General features: G+C 38.6%; 19 protein-coding genes. All 19 read left to right on the top strand.

Going from position 1 to position 21,142, the window contains the following annotated elements; translation table 11 throughout:
• The 19 genes from hutI (at position 1) to J2Z40_RS14675 (ending at position 21,134) form a co-directional block, all read left to right on the top strand.
• Entirely contained in the window at positions 1–1,260 is a 1,260-nt protein-coding gene (hutI, locus tag J2Z40_RS14765) for an imidazolonepropionase (protein WP_066400266.1), read from the top strand.
• Positions 1,261–1,262: 2 nt separating this feature from the next.
• A complete protein-coding gene (locus J2Z40_RS14760) occupies positions 1,263–2,231 on the top strand; it encodes an agmatinase family protein (protein WP_066400269.1) in 969 nt (322 codons plus the stop codon).
• 440 nt (positions 2,232–2,671) lie between these two features.
• Positions 2,672–4,372: a methyl-accepting chemotaxis protein gene (locus J2Z40_RS14755; RefSeq protein ID WP_066400271.1), complete on the top strand. Its 1,701-nt coding sequence runs from the start codon at positions 2,672–2,674 to the stop codon at positions 4,370–4,372.
• Between the two features lie 277 nt (positions 4,373–4,649).
• Positions 4,650–6,005 carry a D-serine ammonia-lyase gene (locus J2Z40_RS14750; protein WP_066400274.1) on the top strand — a complete coding sequence of 452 codons (1,356 nt, stop codon included), beginning with the start codon at positions 4,650–4,652 and terminating at the stop codon, positions 6,003–6,005.
• Entirely contained in the window at positions 5,995–7,194 is a 1,200-nt protein-coding gene (locus J2Z40_RS14745) for an alanine--tRNA ligase-related protein (protein ID WP_066400276.1), read from the top strand. Before J2Z40_RS14750 ends, J2Z40_RS14745 begins: the two co-directional genes overlap by 11 nt.
• 147 nt (positions 7,195–7,341) lie before the next feature.
• Positions 7,342–7,653 (top strand): DUF3870 domain-containing protein, encoded by a 312-nt coding sequence (locus tag J2Z40_RS14740; protein WP_066400279.1) that lies wholly within the window; start codon positions 7,342–7,344, stop codon positions 7,651–7,653.
• A 236-nt stretch (positions 7,654–7,889) separates the two neighbouring features.
• Positions 7,890–8,714, top strand: a complete 825-nt coding sequence (locus J2Z40_RS14735) for a M55 family metallopeptidase (protein ID WP_066400281.1) — start codon at positions 7,890–7,892, stop codon at positions 8,712–8,714.
• A 13-nt stretch (positions 8,715–8,727) separates the two neighbouring features.
• On the top strand, positions 8,728–9,660 hold the full coding sequence (locus tag J2Z40_RS14730) for an ABC transporter permease (RefSeq protein ID WP_066400284.1): 933 nt from the start codon (positions 8,728–8,730) through the stop codon (positions 9,658–9,660).
• Positions 9,660–10,613: an ABC transporter permease gene (locus J2Z40_RS14725; RefSeq protein WP_066400286.1), complete on the top strand. Its 954-nt coding sequence runs from the start codon at positions 9,660–9,662 to the stop codon at positions 10,611–10,613. The genes J2Z40_RS14730 and J2Z40_RS14725 overlap by 1 nt, the downstream gene beginning before the upstream one ends.
• A gap of 5 nt (positions 10,614–10,618) precedes the next feature.
• Positions 10,619–11,617 carry an ABC transporter ATP-binding protein gene (locus J2Z40_RS14720; RefSeq protein WP_066400289.1) on the top strand — a complete coding sequence of 333 codons (999 nt, stop codon included), beginning with the start codon at positions 10,619–10,621 and terminating at the stop codon, positions 11,615–11,617.
• A gap of 68 nt (positions 11,618–11,685) precedes the next feature.
• A complete protein-coding gene (locus J2Z40_RS14715) occupies positions 11,686–13,326 on the top strand; it encodes an ABC transporter substrate-binding protein (protein WP_066400291.1) in 1,641 nt (546 codons plus the stop codon).
• Positions 13,327–13,384: 58 nt separating this feature from the next.
• A complete protein-coding gene (locus J2Z40_RS14710) occupies positions 13,385–14,305 on the top strand; it encodes a S66 peptidase family protein (protein ID WP_066400294.1) in 921 nt (306 codons plus the stop codon).
• A gap of 22 nt (positions 14,306–14,327) precedes the next feature.
• A complete protein-coding gene (locus J2Z40_RS14705; protein WP_066400296.1) occupies positions 14,328–15,407 on the top strand; it encodes a dipeptide epimerase in 1,080 nt (359 codons plus the stop codon).
• Positions 15,408–15,467: 60 nt separating this feature from the next.
• The gene (locus J2Z40_RS14700; RefSeq protein ID WP_066400297.1) at positions 15,468–16,382 is read left to right on the top strand and encodes a C40 family peptidase; all 915 of its coding nucleotides are present in this window, start codon (positions 15,468–15,470) and stop codon (positions 16,380–16,382) included.
• Between the two features lie 17 nt (positions 16,383–16,399).
• On the top strand, positions 16,400–17,410 hold the full coding sequence (locus J2Z40_RS14695; protein WP_066400299.1) for an ABC transporter ATP-binding protein: 1,011 nt from the start codon (positions 16,400–16,402) through the stop codon (positions 17,408–17,410).
• A gap of 1 nt (position 17,411) precedes the next feature.
• A complete protein-coding gene (locus J2Z40_RS14690) occupies positions 17,412–18,200 on the top strand; it encodes a serine hydrolase (protein WP_245350115.1) in 789 nt (262 codons plus the stop codon).
• Between the two features lie 270 nt (positions 18,201–18,470).
• Positions 18,471–19,427: an ABC transporter permease gene (locus J2Z40_RS14685; protein ID WP_066400300.1), complete on the top strand. Its 957-nt coding sequence runs from the start codon at positions 18,471–18,473 to the stop codon at positions 19,425–19,427.
• Positions 19,414–20,370, top strand: a complete 957-nt coding sequence (locus tag J2Z40_RS14680; RefSeq protein ID WP_066400303.1) for an iron chelate uptake ABC transporter family permease subunit — start codon at positions 19,414–19,416, stop codon at positions 20,368–20,370. Before J2Z40_RS14685 ends, J2Z40_RS14680 begins: the two co-directional genes overlap by 14 nt.
• Positions 20,367–21,134, top strand: coding sequence for an iron ABC transporter ATP-binding protein (locus J2Z40_RS14675; RefSeq protein ID WP_066400307.1), 768 nt, complete (start codon positions 20,367–20,369; stop codon positions 21,132–21,134). The genes J2Z40_RS14680 and J2Z40_RS14675 overlap by 4 nt, the downstream gene beginning before the upstream one ends.
• Positions 21,135–21,142: the final 8 nt, after the last annotated feature.

The following is a 21,142-nucleotide window of genomic DNA, read 5'->3' as shown; positions in this document are numbered from 1 at the left end:
ATGAAGAAACCAATTTGGATTAAGTATATTTCGCAACTGGCTACTCTTAATTCTGATGTTAAGGGTCCGCGTTCAAAGGAAGCGATGTCAGACCTAGGATTAATTGAAGATGGCAGTTTATGGCTAGAAGATGGCAAGATTCAAGCTGTTGGGACAACGGATGAGCTATCAGAGCGGTATGCTGATCGAATACAGGAAGCAGAAATCGTTGATGCAACAGGCCATCTAGTAACACCTGGTTTAGTTGATCCTCATACACATGTCGTTTATGGAGGAAGCCGTGAGCGTGAATTCGAAATGCGCCTTGAAGGTGCGACATATATGGATATTATGAACGCAGGCGGTGGGATTCATGCAACGGCCCGTATGACACGCGAAGCAACAGAGGAAGAACTGTTTGAGCAAACGACTCGCAGACTGGATTCCTTTCTTCAGCATGGTGTAACAACAGTGGAAGGGAAAAGCGGCTATGGCATGAATTTGGAAACAGAGCTTAAGCAATTGCGGATGATGAAGCGATTGCAGGAAGCACATGCTATTGATCTAGTACCAACCTTTATGGGTGCGCATGCGGTGCCACCAGAGTTTAAAGGAAGAGAAGATGAATTTGTTGACCATATTATTAATGATATGCTTCCGATTGTTGCTGAGGAGAAATTGGCAGAGTTTAATGATGTTTTCTGTGAACTAGGTGTGTATACGCCAGAGCAGTCAGAAAAAATTTTAGAAGCTGGTAAAAAGCTTGGTTTGACACCAAAAATTCATGCAGATGAAATTGAGCCATACGGTGGAGCGGAATTAGCTGCAAAGGTTGGAGCAATTTCAGCTGAGCATTTATTAAAGGCTTCCGATGAGGGAATACAGGCAATGGCGAAGGCTGGAACACTTGCTTGCTTGCTGCCAGCGACCGCGCTTTATTTAAGAGAAGATGCCGCGGCAGGCAGAAAAATGGTTGATGAAGGTGTTGCAGTAGCTATTTCAACAGACTGTAATCCGGGATCTTCCCCAACGACATCGATGCCACTCGTTATGAATTTAGCTTGTATTTCTATGCGCCTTACTCCGGCAGAAGCCTTAACAGCTGCAACGTATAATGCTGCATGTGCGATTAATCGCCAAAATGTAGTAGGTTCACTTGAAGTTGGAAAACAAGCGGATCTTGTTTTATGGAATGTGAAAAATTATCAAGAGCTGCAATATTTATTTGGTGTGAATCATGTCAAAGCCGTTTGGAAAAAAGGCGTTCAGGTGGTGAGCTAACGATGAAAAAGAACTGGCTCCAAAAACCCGAATGGTCATGGAATGTAAGTCAAAGTGAACCAACTTACGTACATCAATGGGTACAGCCATTAGATGAAATGAAAAATGCTCCGGATCTGATCCTATACGGAGCACCTATTTCTCGCTCATCGATTAGTGTTTCGGGTGCCTCTCTTTACCCAACTGAATTTCGTCGGATGTGGAAGGGGTTTGCGACGTACAACTTAGATGAAGATGTTGACCTTGCGTCATTCCAAGTAGCGGATGCAGGGGATGTAGTAATGCACACAACCGATATTCTTCTCTCCCATCACCACATTCAGGAAGCAACTGAGGCTTTAGTTGCTGACTATCCGAGCACAACAACTTGTATGATTGGTGGTGACCATTCTACGACTGCTTGTGCAGTTCGCGGAGTTAAAAGTGCTAAGCCTAATGAAACAATAGGGATCTTACAGCTTGATACCCATTTAGATGTCAGAGACCCGGCTGAATTAGGGCCAGCAAATGGAACGCCGATCAGGCAGCTGATTGACGGAAATGTCGTTAAGGGTGAGCATGTGATAAATATTGGTTTGCACGGGTATTTCAATGCTAAGCCATTAATTGATTATGCGAAAGAGCATCAGATTCAGATGGTTACCTTAAAAAAAGCACGCAAGCAGGGCATCATTGAAACGATTAAGGAAGCACTGAGCCATCTAGCAAACCAAGTTGATCGCATTTATGTCACTGTTGATATGGATGTGCTTGATATATCTGTTGCCCCAGGAGTACCTGCATCCACTCCAGGCGGTCTCACAGCAACAGAATTATTCGATGCACTATTAGAAATTGGAAAGAGTCCAGCTGTCCGCCATATTGATTTTGTTTGTCTCGATCCAAGTAAGGATTCAGCTGTTGCGGAAACAGTGAAAACCGGTGTGTACGCATGGCTGCAATTTATAACAGGTCGAAGTCTCCAATTATAATTTAGCTAGAGATGGAGTTATTAAAGCAAATCGTTTTGAACTGTATAATACATTGGATGAATGTAGAAAGAAAAGAGGGCAGCGAAATCGCTGTCCTTTTTTGATGTATGTGGTCGTTTGCCTTAGTCTGTATTCGCTAAATACATCATCTTAGGAAAAAGGCCAAATTTAACTTTATTTACATTCTCCTAAATTTCATTTGATAAATAATCCTCTATTAGTTTATTGAGCAATTACACAATTAAACTAAAAACCTTCTTTATAAAAATCTTAAAAACATTTATAGTTTGACGAAATTTTTCGACAAATGCTGAACAAATCCAGCATTTATCGACTTTTTTCTAATAAGTAGTGATTTTTTTAACAGTTCGATAAAAATATATCATTTATAATCACCATAGGAAAAAATTACTATTGAAAAAACAGAAAAGAGGGTTAAATTGAAAAGATCGATTCTTTCTAAGTTGATCGGAATTGTGTCTATCGTCATTTTTATTAGTTTATCGATTATTTCAACTGCAAATTACCGCATGACATACTTAAAAGTAAAAGAATCAGCTGGGATTGAATTAATTGGATGTGCAAATATTACCACAGGGCTTTTGACCATAGATGATATTGATCGTTTACAGTCTCTTTCTCAAAAAGAAGCAGCGGAGCTTGGAGAAAAAATTGATTGGACTACAGCACATAAGCCGATTTTTGAAAATCAATATTTGATATCAATTGATGGAAAAGTAATTGTTGCAGATACAAACTCAGAGAAGCAAGGAATTCGTGTAGGAGAAGAAACTCCGATTGATCAAGAATTATTGAATTCACTGCTTGAAACAAGGCAGCCCGTTTATTCAGATGTTTATGAATATGCTGGGATGAAACGGTTAACAGGTTATGCACCAATTTTTAATAATCATGATGGAAACAGTGAGATTGTTGCGTTCAGTGTTATTGACTTTGATGCAGAAATTTTAACTGAAAGAACATGGAGCATGGTTTCCTCTACAATCATTGTTGGAATTCTATCGTTAGTTACTGCGGGAATCATTATTATTTTATATGTAAGAAAAACAATCTTGCCATTAAAGCATTTGACAGAATATACAAAGCAAATTTCAGCAGGTGATTTGAGTAAGGAAGCATCCACAATAAAAGCAACAGGGGAAATACAAATATTAAATGAAAACTTTAATCTCATGGTTGAAAACTTAAAGAACGCGCTTATTCAAACTGCTTCAACATCTAAAGATGTTGCATCTTCGACGGAGGAGCTATCAGTCAATTCTACTGAAGTTGCAAATATTGTTGAAGAAACTGCTGTTACTTTTCAAAATGTTGCAGAATCAGCTAATTATCAGGCTTCAGAAGCAGAGCATATACAGAATACTTTTCAGCATATTTTCGAACAAACGAATGGAATTGCTGATCGGATAAAAGTGACAACAAAAAATTCACATGAGGTATCAAGTCTTGCAATGAATGGCAGTGTAATTATTGGAGAGTCCATTACTCAAATGGACCATATTCGAAAGAGCTCAGCTAATGTATCTTTAACGATGCATGAGCTTAAAGATCGATCTGTGAAGGTAAAGGATATTTTAAATATAATCATGAATGTTTCAAAGCAGACGAATTTACTTGCTTTAAATGCTTCGATAGAAAGTGCAAGAGCAGGTGAACAAGGCAAGGGTTTTGCTGTTGTGGCGGAAGAAATTCGTACGCTTGCGGAAGAGACATCTAGAAGCATTGAAAACATTAAATCAATTGTTTTCGAGATTGAAAGCAAAACAACAGAAGCCGTTTCTCTGTCGGATCAGGCAAATGTAATTGTTGAGACAGGAATTGAGAAAGTAAGAAATGCAGACAATGTCTTTAATACGATTAAACAGTCAACGAAAAGTTTAAGTGAAGACGTGGAAGAAATCCTTTCATCTACTGTTCATATTCAAGAAGATGTTGAATTGGCAAATAAGCAAATAGATAAAATTACTTCAATCTCGAAACAAATTTCAAATCAAATGCAGGATGTTGCAGCTGCATCTGAGCACCAGACTGGATCTATGCAAGAAGTATCTGCATCCATCGACATCCTTCTTTCTACAGCGAATGAGTTGGAACAGTTAGCAAATCGATTTAAGATTTAAAAGGGTAAGTTGTTCTTGGCCACTTACAAAATCTCTTTCCTATTTGGCCAAGAAATTGATTTTTTTGAATGAATGGCTAATTGCTAGATTTGCAATGATGAAGCTACATGAAAGACAAGCCGCACGAGCAGTAAGACATAATTAAAATAGTGAAAATAACTTTTCAAACAAAATCGATTGGGATAACTAATGACCAATCGTTTTTTTTGTGCTGAAAAACAGGAAGGAGTCAACGAATTTTAATATAATGATAAGTAAGAAAATGGAGGTGGGTAACATGACAGATTCACTCATTAATGGAAAAACAATATTGCAATGGGCAGAATTATTTCCGCAAATTCATGATATTACGAGACTTAATGAATTGTTTTGGACAAATCCAATCTATCAAACAGCACGAAGGCAGAGTTTTTTATCCTTTTCTGATTTGAAGGATGCAGAAGAGAGATTAGCAAGGTTTGCGCCGTACATCGCTAAGGTTTTTCCAGAGACTGAAAGGGATAACGGAATGATTGAATCCCCGCTCGTACCAATTTCGAATATGCAAAATAGACTTCAAGAAATATATCAACTAGATTTTCCAGGACGATTATTATTAAAATGTGATAACGATTTGCCAATTTCAGGGTCAATTAAAGCAAGGGGCGGTATTTATGAGGTATTGCAATTTGCTGAGAGGTTGGTGATGGAACATGACCTCCTTGTGAAAGAGGATCATTATGCGAAGCTAGCAGATAAGGAGTTTCAAACATTTTTCTCCAATTATTCAATTGCAGTAGGATCAACAGGAAATTTAGGCTTAAGCATTGGGATTATGAGTGCGAAGCTTGGTTTTAAAGTGTATGTACATATGTCAGCAGATGCGAAGAAATGGAAAAAGGACTTGCTGCGGGAAAAAGGTGTAGTAGTTATTGAGCATGCTTCAGATTTCAGTGAAGCAGTTGCGCAGGGGAGAAAGCAGGCGGAGCAGGATCCGAATATGTATTTCGTTGATGATGAGAGCTCAGAGCATCTTTTTCTTGGCTATTCTGTTGCGGCTATTCGTTTAAAGAAGCAGCTTGAGGAAATGAATAGGAAAGTGAATGAGGAACACCCACTTTTAGTTTATCTTCCTTGTGGAGTAGGAGGGGGGCCAGGTGGCGTTACATTTGGTCTAAAACAAATATTTGGCAATCATGTGCACTGTTTTTTTGCGGAGCCTACCCATTCCCCTTCGATGCTCCTTGGTCTAATGACTGGTTTACATGATAAAGTATCTGTTCAAGACTTTGGTATCGATAATCAAACCGAAGCAGATGGATTAGCTGTTGGAAGGCCATCTGGCTTTGTAGGAAAATTACTTGAGAAGGTAATCAGTGGAATCTATACAATTGAAGATGATAAATTATTTGAATTGTTGACTATACTAGCTGATACGGAAGGGAAACTCCTTGAACCATCTGCGCTGGCAGGGTTTCTAGGACCTGTCCATATAGAAAAATCAGATCAAGGAAAGGACTACATAAAGAAGCATCAATTAAATATGAAAAATGCGACACATATCGTCTGGGGAACTGGTGGAGGGATGGTACCTGATCAAGAGATGAAAAAATATTACGAAAAGGGCAAAGGAGGCAGGTCTAGTGGAAAATAAGCTATATTATCAAGATGCGTACTTAAAGTTATTTAAAACTGAACTCATAAATCAGCAAAAGGATGAGCAAGGAAGAGTATATGCGGTATTGCAGGAAACAGCCTTTTATCCTACAGGCGGGGGACAGCCACATGATACAGGGGCATTGAATGGGGTAAAAGTGATGGATGTTGAGGAAGTAGACGGGGAAATCCGGCATTATTTAGAGCACACATTAGAGTTGTCTTCACAAATAACAGGAGAAATTAATTGGGGAAGACGATTCGACCATATGCAGCAGCATGCAGGACAGCATATTTTATCGGCAGCCTTTGAAGAATGCTTCGGGTTTTCAACTGTCGGCTTTCATTTAGGAAGTGACTATTTAACTATTGATTTAAATATTGAGGAGTTAACAGAGGAACAGGCGAATGAGGCGGAACATGTAGCCAATCAAATGATTTTGGAAAACCGAGCGATCGAAACAAAATGGGCAACGACAGATGAGTTATCTTCTTATCCTCTTCGGAAGGAGTTATCCGTCACTGATAATATCCGTCTCGTTATTATTCCTGAGTTTGATTATAACGGATGTGGAGGGACACACCCTCGATCAACTGGAGAAGTAAGAGCGATCAAAATATTAGATTGGGAAAAGCAGCGAAAGAAAGTCCGTATTCAATTTATCTGTGGCGAACGTGTCTTGATGCAGCTCCATCAAAAGCAACGAGAAATTAAAAAACTAACAAAAATATTAAATGCCCCCGAGCATAATCTTGCAAATACAGCGCAGAAGCTGCTTGATGGAAGAAAAGAGTTAGAAAAGCAAATGGAGGAAATGCAAGGATCTCTTTTAGAATATGAAGCAAAGAAACTTTTATCGGACGGAAGATCTTTAGACGCATATCTAGTTGTAGCTGAAATCTTCCAAAATAGAAATATCCAGCAACTACAAAAGCTTGCGAGATCAATTACTTCTTTATCAACTGATGTCATTGTATTCCTTGTGAATGAAGAGGAAGAAAGGCTCCAATTTGTGTGTGCAAGAGGCTCCAATCCAACTATGAGCATGAAGGAGCTAACGAGTGAACTTCTTTCTGCTATTAATGGAAAAGGTGGAGGCAGTGATACATTTACACAAGGTGGCGGAGAGAGGCTCCTAACGGCAGGACAATTCCTTTCTAAAGGAATAGAATGGATCGAGAGATAATATAATATTTAGAAAAGTCAAATAAATATATTGTCAGACTGTCCTTGTTGTATTACAATCCTATTAAGGGCTATGCATTACATTGAATGTTTGTGATTGTCACATAGACACCTCATGTAATATCCTTGCTCTGTAGGAGGCATGTTCATGTTTCAGCAAGGTACTGTTTATGTTATTGGAGATAGTAAGACATCTTCTAACAATCCAATTATGCAACAATATAAAGCTTTCTTTGTCGGACTTGTGATTGATAGAGAAACAGATAAAATCATTGAGGCAGATTGCTCTACGACTATTGATTTAACTTCGAGATTCGTTCAATCCATACTCGTAGGTAAGTCAATCTTGGATGTTGAACAGCTAATTTGGGAGATTGAACAGCGTTATTTCGGCTCCTCTCAAAAAGCATTAATGGTCGCTTGTAAAAATGCGTATATTAAATACTTACAAATAAAATAATAAGTAAGCTGCTTTTTCTGTTAAACGCAGATTAAATCCAGCTGTTAGAGAGTGTGTATCTTCTCTAACAGCTGGATTTTTTTATGACAAGAAGACTATTTAAAGGATTGGTTAGATTCATCATTTCTTCAGCAAGCAACACCATCTATACATCGATACTTTTTATTAATAGAATCATTGAATTTATCGGCATAGAATCTACGAAAATCGTATATGAAATAATAGGGGGGATTTTAATGAAGCTATACATATCAGTGGATATGGAGGGAATTACAGGGCTTGCTGATCATACACATGTTGATTCGTCCAAACATAATTACGATCGAAGCCGGCTGATTATGACAGAAGAAGCGAATCAAGTGATTTCAACAGCCTTCCATGAAGGGTGTCAAGAAGTATTAGTGAATGACAGCCATTCAAAAATGAATAATTTGTTAATTGAAAAGCTGCATCCAGAGACAAAGCTGATTGTTGGGGATGTGAAGCCATATTCAATGGTTCAAGGATTGGATGAAACGTATACAGGTGCCATGTTTATTGGCTATCATGCAAGAGCCTCTATGCCAGGAGTGATGTCCCATTCGATGATCTTCGGTGTACGAAATATGTATATCAATGATACGCCAATTGGGGAAATGGGGTTTAATGCGTATGTTGCTGGATATTATGGTGTACCTGTCTTACTCGTCGCTGGGGATGACCGGGCAGCAATGGAAGCAGAGCAATTAATCCCAAATATCACAACAGCAATTGTAAAAGAAACGATTTCCCGTTCAGCTGTCAAATCATTAACACCAATAAAAGCAGGAGAGCTCCTAAAGGAAAAAACAGCACTTGCATTAAAAAATAAAGATCAGATCCAACCACTCACCCCACCAAATCATCCAATCTTACGAATTGAATTTGCGAACTATGGGCAAGCAGAATGGGCTCATTTAATGCCAGGAACGGAGATAGAAGAAAATACGACGATCGTGCGCTATCAAGCAAAAGATATTCTGGAGGCATACCGTGCCATGCTTGTCATGATTGAATTAGCAATGAGAACTTCATTTTGTTAGGAAGTGTAATCTTATGACGGCCTATATTATAAAACGGCTTATTGCGATGCTTGTCACTCTATGGTTGATTATTACACTTACTTTTTTCCTAATGCATTCGGTGCCAGGCTCGCCATTCAATGAAGAAAGAGCGACAAATGAAACCGTTCAGAAAAACTTAGAAAAGTTCTATCATCTGGATAAACCACTCATTGTTCAATATGGCTTGTACTTAAAGTCAGTGGTCACCTTTGACTTTGGCCCATCGATAAAAAAATCATCTCAGACGGTGAATGATATGCTTGGAAGAGGCTTTCCTGTTTCATTTGAGTTAGGGATAGTTACCTTACTTGTTGCTGTCATTTCAGGGATTACGCTTGGAATGATTGCTGCCCTCCGGCATAACGGAATCATTGATTATGCGGCAATGACAATAGCGGTTCTTGGAATTTCAATCCCGAATTTTGTCATGGCAACGCTACTTATTCAACAGGTGGCTGTAAATTGGGGGATTCTCCCTGTTGCTACATGGGTCAGTCCAAAGCATATGATTCTTCCTACATTAGCATTGGCTACTGGGCCAATGGCGATTATTGCAAGACTAACCCGTTCAAGTATGCTTGAAGTGCTAACGCAAGATTATATCCGCACAGCGAAGGCTAAAGGTCTTTCCCCTGTAAAAATTGTCTTTAAACATGCATTACGTAACGCTTTGCTGCCTGTTGTCACCGTGCTTGGTTCTCTTGCAGCAAGTATTCTGACAGGAACGTTTGTGATTGAGAAGATTTTTGCAATTCCAGGGATGGGGAAATATTTTGTGGAGAGCATAAATCAGCGTGATTACCCGGTTATTATGGGGACAACTGTTTTTTACAGCGCAATTCTTATTATGCTGCTGTTTTTAGTCGATATCGCATACGGCATCCTCGACCCTCGAATCAAACTGCATAAGAAGGAGGGGAGCTGATGGAGTTAAGAAAAAGAGACCATCGTTATACAGCATCGGAAATTTCTGATGAATGGTTTGTTCAGAAAACAAAGAACGAGAATGAAGCGGAGGCAGTTGTTAGACCAAGCCTATCTTATTGGCAGGATGCATGGCGCCGCCTTTTGAAAAATAGATTAGCAATGGCAGGATTAATCTTTCTAATCCTTTTAATCTTTATGGCGATTTTTGGACCGCTTATTTCCCCTCATTCTGTTGAGGAACAAAGATTAGCTAATCAAAATATGCCTCCTTCAAGTGAGCATTGGTTTGGGACAGATGAGTTAGGGCGTGATGTCTTTTCCAGAACATGGCTGGGTGCACGTATTTCTCTATTTGTTGGAGCAGTAGCCGCGCTGATTGATTTTATCATTGGTGTCATCTATGGCGGTGTAGCTGGTTACAAAGGCGGTAAAACAGATCATTTAATGATGAGATTCGTAGAAATATTGTATGGCCTTCCTTATTTACTAGTCGTCATTCTTATAAGTGTTGTTATGGGACCTGGATTATTCACGATTATCTTTGCTTTATCTGTTACAGGATGGGTAGGGATGGCTCGGATCGTTAGAGGCCAGGTTCTTCAAATAAAAAACTATGAATTTGTGCTTGCATCAAAGACATTTGGAACGAAAACCTCAAGAATTATTAAGAAGAATCTACTTCCAAATACGATGGGTCCAATTATTGTACAAATGACATTGACCGTCCCATCAGCAATATTTGCAGAAGCATTTTTAAGTTTTCTCGGATTAGGCATTCAACCCCCATTTGCAAGCTGGGGATCAATGGCTAATGATGGGTTGTCTACAATTCTATCAGGACATTGGTGGAGATTGTTCTTCCCTGCATTCTTTATTTCACTGACAATGTTTTCATTTAATGTACTTGGGGATGGGCTGCAGGATGCGCTTGATCCTAGGCTGAGGAGGTAAAGAGCATGGAAAAGGTTCTCGAAATATCAGATCTCCATGTGTCTTTCAAGACGTATGGCGGTGAAGTGAAGGCGGTCCGTGGAGTTACCTTTGATTTATATAAAGGAGAGATATTAGCAATTGTTGGTGAATCAGGGTGTGGGAAAAGTGTCACCGCCCAAAGCATTATGCGTCTGATTCCAAGTCCGCCTGGAAGGATTACTAGCGGATCCGTTCTCTTTAAAGGAATGGATTTAACTAGATTAAAGGAACCAAAGTTAAGAAAAATACGTGGTGCAGACATTTCTATGATCTTTCAGGATCCGATGACAGCTTTAAATCCAACATTAACAATTGGTGAGCAAATTATTGAAGGCATTATGCAGCATAAGCCAGTGACTAGGCAGCAAGCAAAAAAAACAGCACTCGATATGCTAGATCTCGTTGGCATTCCAAACCCACTTGAACGTTTAAAGCATTTTCCACATCAATTCAGTGGTGGGATGAGGCAGCGGATTGTGATTGCTATGGCACTTGTCTGCCAGCCAGAAGTGTTGATCGCTGATGAGCCAACAACGGCCCTAGATGTCACAATTCAGGCGCAAATACTCGATTTATTTAAGGAGATACAAAAGAAAACAGGTGTATCAATCATCCTTATAACACATGATTTAGGTGTCGTTGCTCAAGTAGCCAATCGTGTCGTTGTCATGTATGCAGGAAAAATTGTTGAGGCGGGATCAAGAAGAGAAATTTTTTATCGGCCTCAGCATCCTTATACAAAGGGGTTATTAAACTCAGTGCCCCGCCTTGATCTAGAGGAGTCAGAGCTAGTGCCAATTGCTGGGTCCCCACCCGATTTATTCTCTCCGCCAGCAGGGTGTCCATTTGTTGCAAGATGTGCTTATGCCATGGAGGTATGTGATCGGGCCTATCCTGATAAAACCCATCTAAGCAAGGAACATCATGTAGATTGCTGGCTCCAGGACGAACGTGCTATAAAAATGCGTGTGCATGTTAGGTAATTTTTCTAGTTTCAGTTACATGCGAACGAAAACTAGAATTGTCATTTATAAAAAAAGGGGGAAATGCTGTGAAAAGGGTATTCACTTTATTGTTAACGGGTTTATTGATTTTCGTGCTTGCTGCCTGTACAGCCAAACAAGAAACACAAAGTGATCCACAGCCTAAGGGGAATGACGAAGGTGTGAAGGAAGAAGAGGGAAGTGAAAAAATCCTTTATCTAAATAATGGATTGGAACCAACTTCTTTTGATCCACCAATTGGCTTTGATTCTGTGTCATGGAGTGGATTGAATAACTTAATGGAAGGTTTAACTCGATTAGGGAAGAACCACGATCCTGAAGCGGCAACTGCTGAAAGCTGGGATGTCTCTGAGGATGGGAAAATCTATACATTTCATATACGTGAAAATGCGAAATGGTCAAACGGGGATGATGTAACCGCAGGTGATTTTGAATTTGCCTGGAAACGGCTATTAAACCCTGAAACAGGTTCGCCAGCTGCATTCCTCGGCTATTTCATTGAAGGAGCAGAAGCCTTTAACAACGGAGAGGGCTCAGCTGATGATGTGCAGGTGAAAGCGATAGATGCTAAGACTTTTGAAGTCACTTTAATTAGCCCTCAGGCATATTTTCTAAGTGTTATTACTAATCCAGCCTTCTTCCCAATCAATGAGAAGGTAGCAACAGACAATCCAACATGGTTTGCTGAGGCAGATACATTTGTAGGGAATGGTCCTTTTAATCTAGCAGAATGGGAGCATGACAGCCATTTCTTAATGGAGAAAAATGACCAATATTGGGATGCAGGAACAGTGAAATTAGACAAAGTCCATTGGGCAATTATTGATGATACGAATACAGAATATCAAATGTATCAAACAGGAAACTTAGATGTTTCGGATATACCTGCTGATTTAAGTGAACAGCTTTTCTCAGAAGGAAAAGCAGAGGTTGGCGATCAAGCTGGGGATTATTTCTATCGGTTTAACTTAACGATGGAACCATTCCAAAATGTCAACATTCGAAAGGCGTTTGCGATGGCTGTTGATCAACAGCAAATGGTTGACTTTGTCACGAAAAATAAGGAGAAACCAGCCTATGGCTTTGTTGCCTATGGATTTAATGATGCGAATGGGAACGATTTCCGTGAAACAGCAGGTGATCTCGTGAAAACAGATGTTGAGGAAGCAAAGGCATTGCTTGCTAAAGGAATGGAAGAAGAAGGCTATGAAACACTGCCAGAAGTCACCCTAACTTATAGTACAAGTGATACACATAAAAAAATTGCAGAAGCACTTCAGCAAATGTATAAAGACAATTTAGGTGTTGAAGTAAAGCTAGCAAACATGGAGTGGAATGTCTTTGCAGAAGAGCAAACCGCTTTGAAATTCCAGCTATCACGCAGTTCTTTCCTTGCTGACTATGCGGACCCAATCAACTTCCTTGAAAACTTCCAAACAGGCCATTCAATGAACCGTACAGGTTGGAGCAATACGGAATATGATCAATTAATTAAAGATGCGAAGAACGAAGCAGATGAAGGAAAGCGTTATGAAATGATGTATAAGGCAGAGGGAATTTTATTTGAAGAAATGCCAATCATTCCAATCCATTTCTATAATCAAGTGTACTTACAAAATGAAGCAGTATCCGATATTGTTCGACACCCAGTTGGTTATATTGAACTGAAATGGGCAGATAAAAATTAGGAAAGCAGGGGATGTTCGAAGGAACATCCCTTTTAAAAAATACAAAGGATGTGACAGCATGTTAGTGAAACCACAGCGTTTACAAAAGGGAGATACGGTTGGCATCATTGCACCTGCAAGTCCACCAAACCAAGAGAATTTACAGCGCTCCTATTCATTTTTAGAAGAGTTAGGCTTAAAAATAAAAATCGGTGATCATGTCCAGGATCAATATGGCTATTTAGCTGGAAAGGATAAGGATCGATTAGCAGATTTACATAGGATGTTCTTGGATCGAGAAGTAAAGGCGCTTATCTGTGCTGGTGGAGGCTATGGCACAGGGCGAATTGCCTCGCAAATCGATTATACGATTATAAAGAATAACCCAAAAATCTTTTGGGGCTATAGTGATATTACCTTTTTGCATACAGCGATACGGCAGCAAACAGGTCTTATTACTTTCCATGGACCAATGCTTGCTTCAGATATTGGGAAAGTGGATGTGCATTCCATATCAAAGACATATTTCAATCAATTATTTACGCCAGCTCCGATTCGATATACGAGTGAAATTTCTTCATTAGAAGCATTAGTGGACGGAAAAGTAAGCGGCCTGGTGACGGGTGGGAATTTATCACTGATTACGAGCACAATTGGCACAAAGTTTGAAATCGATACGAAGGAGAAACTATTGCTCATTGAAGATATTAATGAAGAACCGCGTGCAATTGACCGCATGCTGAACCAACTATTTATGGCTGGCAAACTCATAGATGCATCAGGACTAATTATTGGTGATTTTAATAATTGTGTGCCTGAAAGAGAGCCCTCATTAGATTTAGAAGAAGTGATCAATCATTATATCCGCCTTGCTAATAAGCCAGCTTTAAAAGGATTTAAATTTGGTCATTGCTCCCCGCATATTGCATTGCCACTTGGTGTAAATGTAGAAATGGATACGGTGAACAAGCAGCTAACGATTGAAAGTGGGGTTCAGTAAAGGATTTGAAAGGGGGATCGAAATGAAAATAGACAAAATCGAAACATTTAGGGTAGCAATCCCTCTAAGGAAGCCGTTTAAAACGGCATTAAGAACTGTTCATATCGCGCATTCCGTTGTTGTTAAAGTGATTTGTGAGGATGGAACAATTGGCTGGGGAGAAGCTCCGCCAACCATTGTGATCACAGGTGAAAGTCTTTCTAGTATTGAAACGATGATTCAGCAAGTGCTTACCCCATTTCTTGTAAAACAAAATCTACGAAACTATGAGCAAATTTTCCAGGGGATTGATTCCATTCTTGTTGGAAATTCAAGTGCAAAGGCAGCAGTAGACATGGCTCTTTATGATTGTTTGGCACAGCAGTGTAAGCTTCCATTGTACCAATTTTTGGGTGGCCATAAGGATGAGATCGAAACAGACTTTACAGTGAGTGTGAACGGGCCAGAGGAAATGGGGGAAGATGCCATTTCCTATGTTCAACAAGGGTTCGATGTTTTGAAGGTTAAAGTAGGAAAAGATGATATTTTAACAGATATTGAACGTATACGTGAAATAAGGAACCGTGTAGGGAAACGGATTAAGATTCGGCTCGATGCAAATCAAGGGTGGAAGCCGAAGGAAGCCATTCAAGCGATTCGTAAAATGGAGGAATTACATTTAAATATAGAATTAGTTGAACAGCCAGTAAAAGCATGGGATATTGAAGGGCTGAAACAGGTGACTGATCATGTAGACACACTCATTATGGCAGATGAAAGTGTATTTTCACCGAAGCAGGCATTTGAGGTCATTAAGTCAAGAAGTGCTGATTTAATCAATATTAAATTGATGAAGTCTGGCGGGATTTATCAAGCACAAATTATTAATCAATTGGCGGAAGTTAGTGGAGTGGAATGTATGGTAGGAAGCATGATTGAAACGCGGATTGGCATCTCGGCAGCTGCTCATTTTGCAGCAAGTAAGAAAAATATTACTCGTTTTGATTTTGATGCACCATTAATGTTAGCGAAAGAAGTAATTGAAGGTGGAATTAAATATGATGGAAGGAAAATAACGCTTCCGAACGAACCTGGGTTAGGAATTAAGAATGTTTATCGCTAATTATACAGATGAAAAGCACTTGCTTATTGAAATTCGTATTATCACAAAGGAGGCATACGTATGGCTGTTCAATATAAAGGGCTAGTTCAAGTCCCTGTTGCTACTCTATGGACATCCTTAGAATCAGCTAGAGAAATAGATCAGGGTGCAATAAGCAATCCAGTTCTCTTAGATTCATGGATCAATGGCTTAAGCTATGAGATGAGCTTAGAACTTTGTGAAAAGAATTTAGTTCAGTCGCAAGTTTTATTTGGAGAAGAAGTACTCGTTTTAGAAGAACGTAAGAATTGGGTTCAAGTAGTAGTACCTAGTCAATCGACTTCTAAAGATCACCGAGGGTATCCTGGCTGGCTGCCGAAAGATCAAATAATCAAGAAGGATGATTGGGCAATTAAGAATGGCCCTGTCGCAATTGTAATGAAGAAAAAAGCAACCCTTTATAGTAATGAGCGCATTCCACAATTTTTATTAAGTTATCAAACAACCCTTCCTATTATTAGCGAAAGTAGGGAATTTCTTCAAGTCCAAACACCAAACGGAGAAGCTCTTTTAAAAGCTGAAGAGGTGAATGTGCATCGATCACTAGAAAGCATTCCTAAAGGGAGCGGGAAAGAGATTGTTGCTGCTGGGGAGCAATTTCTTCATCTTCCTTATTTATGGGGTGGAATGAGTAGCTTTGGTTATGATTGTTCTGGATTCAGTTATTCAATGTGTAAAGCGAATGGTTATACGATTCCTCGCGATGCCCATGATCAATCATGTGCGGGGAAGATGGTCAACTTAGAGGAAATAGAGATAGGTGACTTGTTGTTCTTCGCATATGAAGATGGGAAAGGAAGTATCCATCATGTAGGTATTTATTACGGAGAGGGCAAGTTAATTCATTCGCCAAATACGGGAAAAAGCATTGAAATCATTGATTTAAAAGAGACCATTTACGAAAAGGAACTATGTATGGCTAGACGATTCTGGTGATAAATGGAGGAAATGTTATGGGAAATGAAGCATTGCTGGAAGTGAAGAAATTAAAGAAGCACTTTTCATTAGGGAAAGGAACCGTATTAAAAGCAGTTGATGATGTCACTTTCCATATTAAAAAAGGAGAAACATTGGGAATAGTAGGTGAATCTGGCTGTGGAAAATCAACGGCAGGTCGTACGATTATCGGATTGTATGACCGTACCGAAGGCGATGTATTCTATGAAGGGAAAAATATTCATGAGCTGACGGGAAAAGAGCGCTTTGCATTTCAAAGAAAAATGCAAATGATTTTCCAGGATCCATATGCTTCATTGAACCCAAGATCGACTGTTAGAGAAATTATTTCAGAGCCAATGGAGGTCCACCGATTATACGCAAACAAAAAGGAACAATTAAAACGAGTGTACCAATTGTTAGAAGATGTCGGTTTAAACCGTGATCATGCCAATCGCTATCCACATGAATTCAGTGGCGGACAAAGACAAAGAATAGGGATTGCTCGAGCGTTAGCATTAGACCCTGCATTCATTATCGCCGATGAGCCTATTTCTGCTCTTGATGTTTCTGTTCAAGCACAAGTGGTTAATCTATTAATTGGTTTACAGAAAAAGAAAGGGTTAACCTTTTTATTTATTGCCCATGACTTATCAATGGTTAAGCATATTAGTGATCGAATCGGAGTGATGTATTTAGGTAATCTTGTAGAGTTAACAGCAAGTGCTGCATTATATAAAAATCCACTCCATCCTTATACTCAGGCTCTACTTTCAGCTATTCCTATACCAGACCCAGATATAGAGGATAATAGGGAACGAATAATTTTAAAAGGGGAGCTGCCTAGTCCAATCAATCCACCGAGTGGCTGTGTGTTTAAAACACGATGTCCGTTAGTGATGGATGTTTGCTCTACTATAAAGCCAGAATGGCAGGAAGTAGAAACGAATCATTTCGTAGCCTGTCATTTATATAATAAAAGTAGAGCAAGTCATTCTCATCATTCAAAAACTATGGTGTCAAAATAGGATGGGGATGGACTTTGATGCACTAAGTGAAGAAGTAATTCGCAGGTCATCCCTTTGTAAAGGGCGAGTAGGATTATTAATAGAATCAGAAAACAAACGAATAGAAATAAATAGTAAAATGAAATTTCCTTCAGCTAGCCTCATTAAAGTCCCTATTCTAATTGAATGTTTTAGACATTCTGAGAGGGGGATTTTGGATCTAGATCAGTATATTCCAATGACAGCATCGAATAAGGTAAAGGGGGCAGGGGTCTTACATGCACTATCAAGCGATATAAAGTTAAAAGTAATCGATCTGATGACATTAATGATTATCGTTTCAGATAATTTTGCTACAAATCTATTAATTGATCTAGTAGGGATGGAAAAAATTAATTGCGGCTTTAAGGAGCTGTATTTGAAAAATACAGAGCTCAATCGAAAAATGATGGATTTTTCTGCTTGGAAAAAGGGGGTAGATAATTATACAACTGCCTCTGATATGATTACTTGTTTAAAGGAACTTGATCAAAATCAGTTTTTATCTAAAAGATATGCAAGCATGGCCAAAGATATATTGGAAAATCAGCAATTTAACAACAAGCTTTCTGACCAGATTGATTTAGACCGATTTAAGGTTGCTAATAAAACGGGTGAGCTCTTTGGTGTGGAGCATGATTGTGCGATTATACAGTACGAGAAAAGAAGCATCTATGCTGCAGTCTTAATTGACCAGTTGATAAATCCAAAGGATGGAAGGCAGACATTATCATCTATTGGTCAATTAATCTCACAATATTTAACTAGTTAGTTACAGCTATTTTGTGAATACTTAGTGAACATGAGAACGAATATCATTTAAACAATTGACTTTTTCCCAATAATTTAGTAAATTTAAGTTGAAATTGATAGTGAAATTCATTATCAATATTTTTTTAGCCTCTAGTGAGAATGATTCTTAATTAGAATGATTCTAAGATAATAATAGAAAAGCAGATGTAATTTTTTTTTGGATTTTCACTTAGAATGATAATCATTATCAATTGTCATGCTGAGAATAAACATAATTTGAGGGTTACATATGAGACTATGGATGTTAATGATCGCAGCTGTTGTCCTGTCATTTATATCCCTATTTATTGGGGCCATTGATATTAGGATCAGTGACTTGTTCGACTGGGAATCGGATAAGACGCAAATTTTCTTAATTAGTCGAGTGCCACGTTTAATGGCGATTATATTAGCAGGAGCAGGAATGAGTATTGCCGGCTTAATCATGCAGTCTTTAAGTCGAAATAAATTCGTTTCACCAACAACTGCAGGTACATTAGATGCAGCAAAGCTAGGAATCTTAATCTCGATGCTGTTTTTTACAAATGTGACGTATACACAACAAGTCATTTTCAGCTTCGCATTTGCATTAGCAGGTACATTTGTTTTTATGCAAATTTTAGATCGTATTAAATTTAAAGATGTTATTTTTGTTCCATTAATCGGGATTATGTACGGAAATATTTTATCATCAATTACAACCTTTTTTGCATACGAAGGAGATCTTCTTCAAAATATTTCATCTTGGTTAATGGGGAGTTTCACACTAATTATTGCTGGCCGCTACGAGCTTTTATATATAAGTATTCCAGCAATTATTCTAGCGTATATATATGCAAATAAATTTACAGTCGCAGGCATGGGTGAAGATTTTGCGAAGAACTTAGGTATGAGTTATAAGGTTGTGTTAAATATCGGGCTAATCCTTGTAGCGATTATTTCTACAACTGTCGTATTAACGGTTGGAGTTATTCCGTTTCTAGGATTAATTGTACCTAATATTGTCTCTCTTTATTTAGGTGATAATTTACGAAAAACAATTCCACATACAGCCGTATTAGGAGTTGTCTTCCTATTAATATGTGACATTATAGGACGCGTGATCATTCACCCTTATGAAATTCCGGTTAATGTAACTGTAGCAGTAATCGGTAGTGCGATCTTCTTAATTATGCTATTTAGGGGGAGAGCATATGCGAAAAAATAGTACAAAGTTAATCATTCTTGCAGTAATAGCGATTATTTGTATTTTGCTATATGGATTTTATGATATAAAAGGTGGTTTTGATTACGCCTTCCCAAGACGAATGATTCGTGTGGCAGCAATGGTTGTTACAGGGATTGCGATTGCGTATTCAACAGTTGTGTTCCAGACGATTACACATAACCGTATTTTAACACCTTCTGTAATGGGTCTTGACTCCATGTACGAAGTCGTTCAAACACTTATTTACTTCTTTGCAGGATCGATGTCTGTGTGGGTGTTAAATAAATACTTGAATTTTGGATCAGCGATTCTTGCCATGGTATTATTTGCACTCGTTTTATATCGCTTCCTATTCCGAGCGGATAAACACCCGATTTATTTGCTCCTCTTAATTGGGATGATTATCGGAACACTTTTAGGAAGTTTGGTGACATTTTTACAAGTATTGATTGATCCGGTTGAATATTTAAGTCTGCAAAATCGTCTATTTGCAAGCTTTTCCAACGTAAAGGCTGACTTACTATATATTTCAATAGGTATTTTATTGATTGCATTTATTTATGGTTATTTCTTAATGGATAAGCTGGATGTGATGTCCCTTGGCCGTGAAAATGCGATGAATCTTGGCGTTAATTATGATCGTATGGTAATGAAAATCTTGATTTTATCATCGGTTTTAATTGCAACATCGACTGCATTAGTTGGTCCGATTACATTCTTTGGCTTAATTGTAGCGAATTTATCCTATCAATATTTAATTACCTATAAGCACACAACATTAATTTTAGGTGCAAGTTTAATTGGTATTATCGCATTAGTCGGTGGTCAGTTCCTTGTTGAACATATTTTTGAATTGCGTACAACTTTAAGTGTAATTATTAACTTTGTCGGTGGGATTTACTTTATTTACTTATTATTAAAAGAAAGTAGGGCAGCAGGATGATTGAAATCAAGGGATTAACGAAGCGATTTGGCAAAAAACCTGTTGTAGAAGATGTATCTGTCACGATTGAGCCAGGGACAATTACATCGTTTATCGGACCGAATGGAGCTGGTAAATCTACACTTCTTTCAATGGTTAGTCGATTATTAGATGCAGATACTGGAGAAGTATTACTAGATAAAGGAAATGTGAAAAAGTGGAAGTCATCTGAATTTGCGAAGCGCGTTTCGATTTTGAAGCAAGCAAACTTTATTAATGTTCGATTGACGGTTCGTGAGCTTGTTGCATTTGGGCGCTATCCGTATTCGAAAGGACGACTTTCCACAGAGGATGAAAAGTTTGTTGACCAAGCACTCGGTTATATGAATTTAATAGAGATGCAAGATAAGCTTTTAGATGAATTATCGGGCGGACAAAAACAACGTGCATTTATTGCGATGGTTATAGCGCAAGACACGGATTATGTATTACTTGATGAGCCTTTGAATAATCTAGACATGAAGCACTCAGTACAGATCATGAAGATACTGCGTAAGCTTGTAGACGATCTAGGTAAAACAGTTGTCATTGTCTTGCATGATATTAATTTTGCGTCTGTCTATTCAGATCGGATTGTTGCATTGAAGAACGGCAGACTAGTGAAAAATGGACCAACAAATGAGATTATAAATTCAGATGCTCTGCGCGAAATTTACGATATGGAGATTCCAATTCAAGAACAAAATGGATGCCGCATTTGTGTATATTTCAATTCACATGCCTGAATAAATAA

The sequence above is a fragment of the Cytobacillus eiseniae genome, assembly GCF_017874625.1.
GTDB lineage: Bacteria > Bacillota > Bacilli > Bacillales > Cytobacillaceae > Cytobacillus > Cytobacillus eiseniae.
This window is presented reverse-complemented; position numbering and strand designations above follow the sequence as displayed.

What these genes read in the sequence shown, in the direction of transcription:
- J2Z40_RS14695 (WP_066400299.1), top strand. Translation starts at nt 16,400, where the DNA reads ATGGGAAATGAAGCATTGCTGGAAGTGAAGAAATTAAAGAAGCACTTT.
- J2Z40_RS14735 (WP_066400281.1), top strand. Translation starts at nt 7,890, where the DNA reads ATGAAGCTATACATATCAGTGGATATGGAGGGAATTACAGGGCTTGCT.
- J2Z40_RS14680 (WP_066400303.1), top strand. Translation starts at nt 19,414, where the DNA reads ATGCGAAAAAATAGTACAAAGTTAATCATTCTTGCAGTAATAGCGATT.
- J2Z40_RS14750 (WP_066400274.1), top strand. Translation starts at nt 4,650, where the DNA reads ATGACAGATTCACTCATTAATGGAAAAACAATATTGCAATGGGCAGAA.
- J2Z40_RS14725 (WP_066400286.1), top strand. Translation starts at nt 9,660, where the DNA reads ATGGAGTTAAGAAAAAGAGACCATCGTTATACAGCATCGGAAATTTCT.
- J2Z40_RS14710 (WP_066400294.1), top strand. Translation starts at nt 13,385, where the DNA reads ATGTTAGTGAAACCACAGCGTTTACAAAAGGGAGATACGGTTGGCATC.
- J2Z40_RS14685 (WP_066400300.1), top strand. Translation starts at nt 18,471, where the DNA reads ATGAGACTATGGATGTTAATGATCGCAGCTGTTGTCCTGTCATTTATA.
- J2Z40_RS14760 (WP_066400269.1), top strand. Translation starts at nt 1,263, where the DNA reads ATGAAAAAGAACTGGCTCCAAAAACCCGAATGGTCATGGAATGTAAGT.
- J2Z40_RS14705 (WP_066400296.1), top strand. Translation starts at nt 14,328, where the DNA reads ATGAAAATAGACAAAATCGAAACATTTAGGGTAGCAATCCCTCTAAGG.
- J2Z40_RS14690 (WP_245350115.1), top strand. Translation starts at nt 17,412, where the DNA reads ATGGGGATGGACTTTGATGCACTAAGTGAAGAAGTAATTCGCAGGTCA.
- J2Z40_RS14700 (WP_066400297.1), top strand. Translation starts at nt 15,468, where the DNA reads ATGGCTGTTCAATATAAAGGGCTAGTTCAAGTCCCTGTTGCTACTCTA.
- J2Z40_RS14675 (WP_066400307.1), top strand. Translation starts at nt 20,367, where the DNA reads ATGATTGAAATCAAGGGATTAACGAAGCGATTTGGCAAAAAACCTGTT.
- J2Z40_RS14740 (WP_066400279.1), top strand. Translation starts at nt 7,342, where the DNA reads ATGTTTCAGCAAGGTACTGTTTATGTTATTGGAGATAGTAAGACATCT.
- J2Z40_RS14730 (WP_066400284.1), top strand. Translation starts at nt 8,728, where the DNA reads ATGACGGCCTATATTATAAAACGGCTTATTGCGATGCTTGTCACTCTA.
- hutI (WP_066400266.1), top strand. Translation starts at nt 1, where the DNA reads ATGAAGAAACCAATTTGGATTAAGTATATTTCGCAACTGGCTACTCTT.
- J2Z40_RS14720 (WP_066400289.1), top strand. Translation starts at nt 10,619, where the DNA reads ATGGAAAAGGTTCTCGAAATATCAGATCTCCATGTGTCTTTCAAGACG.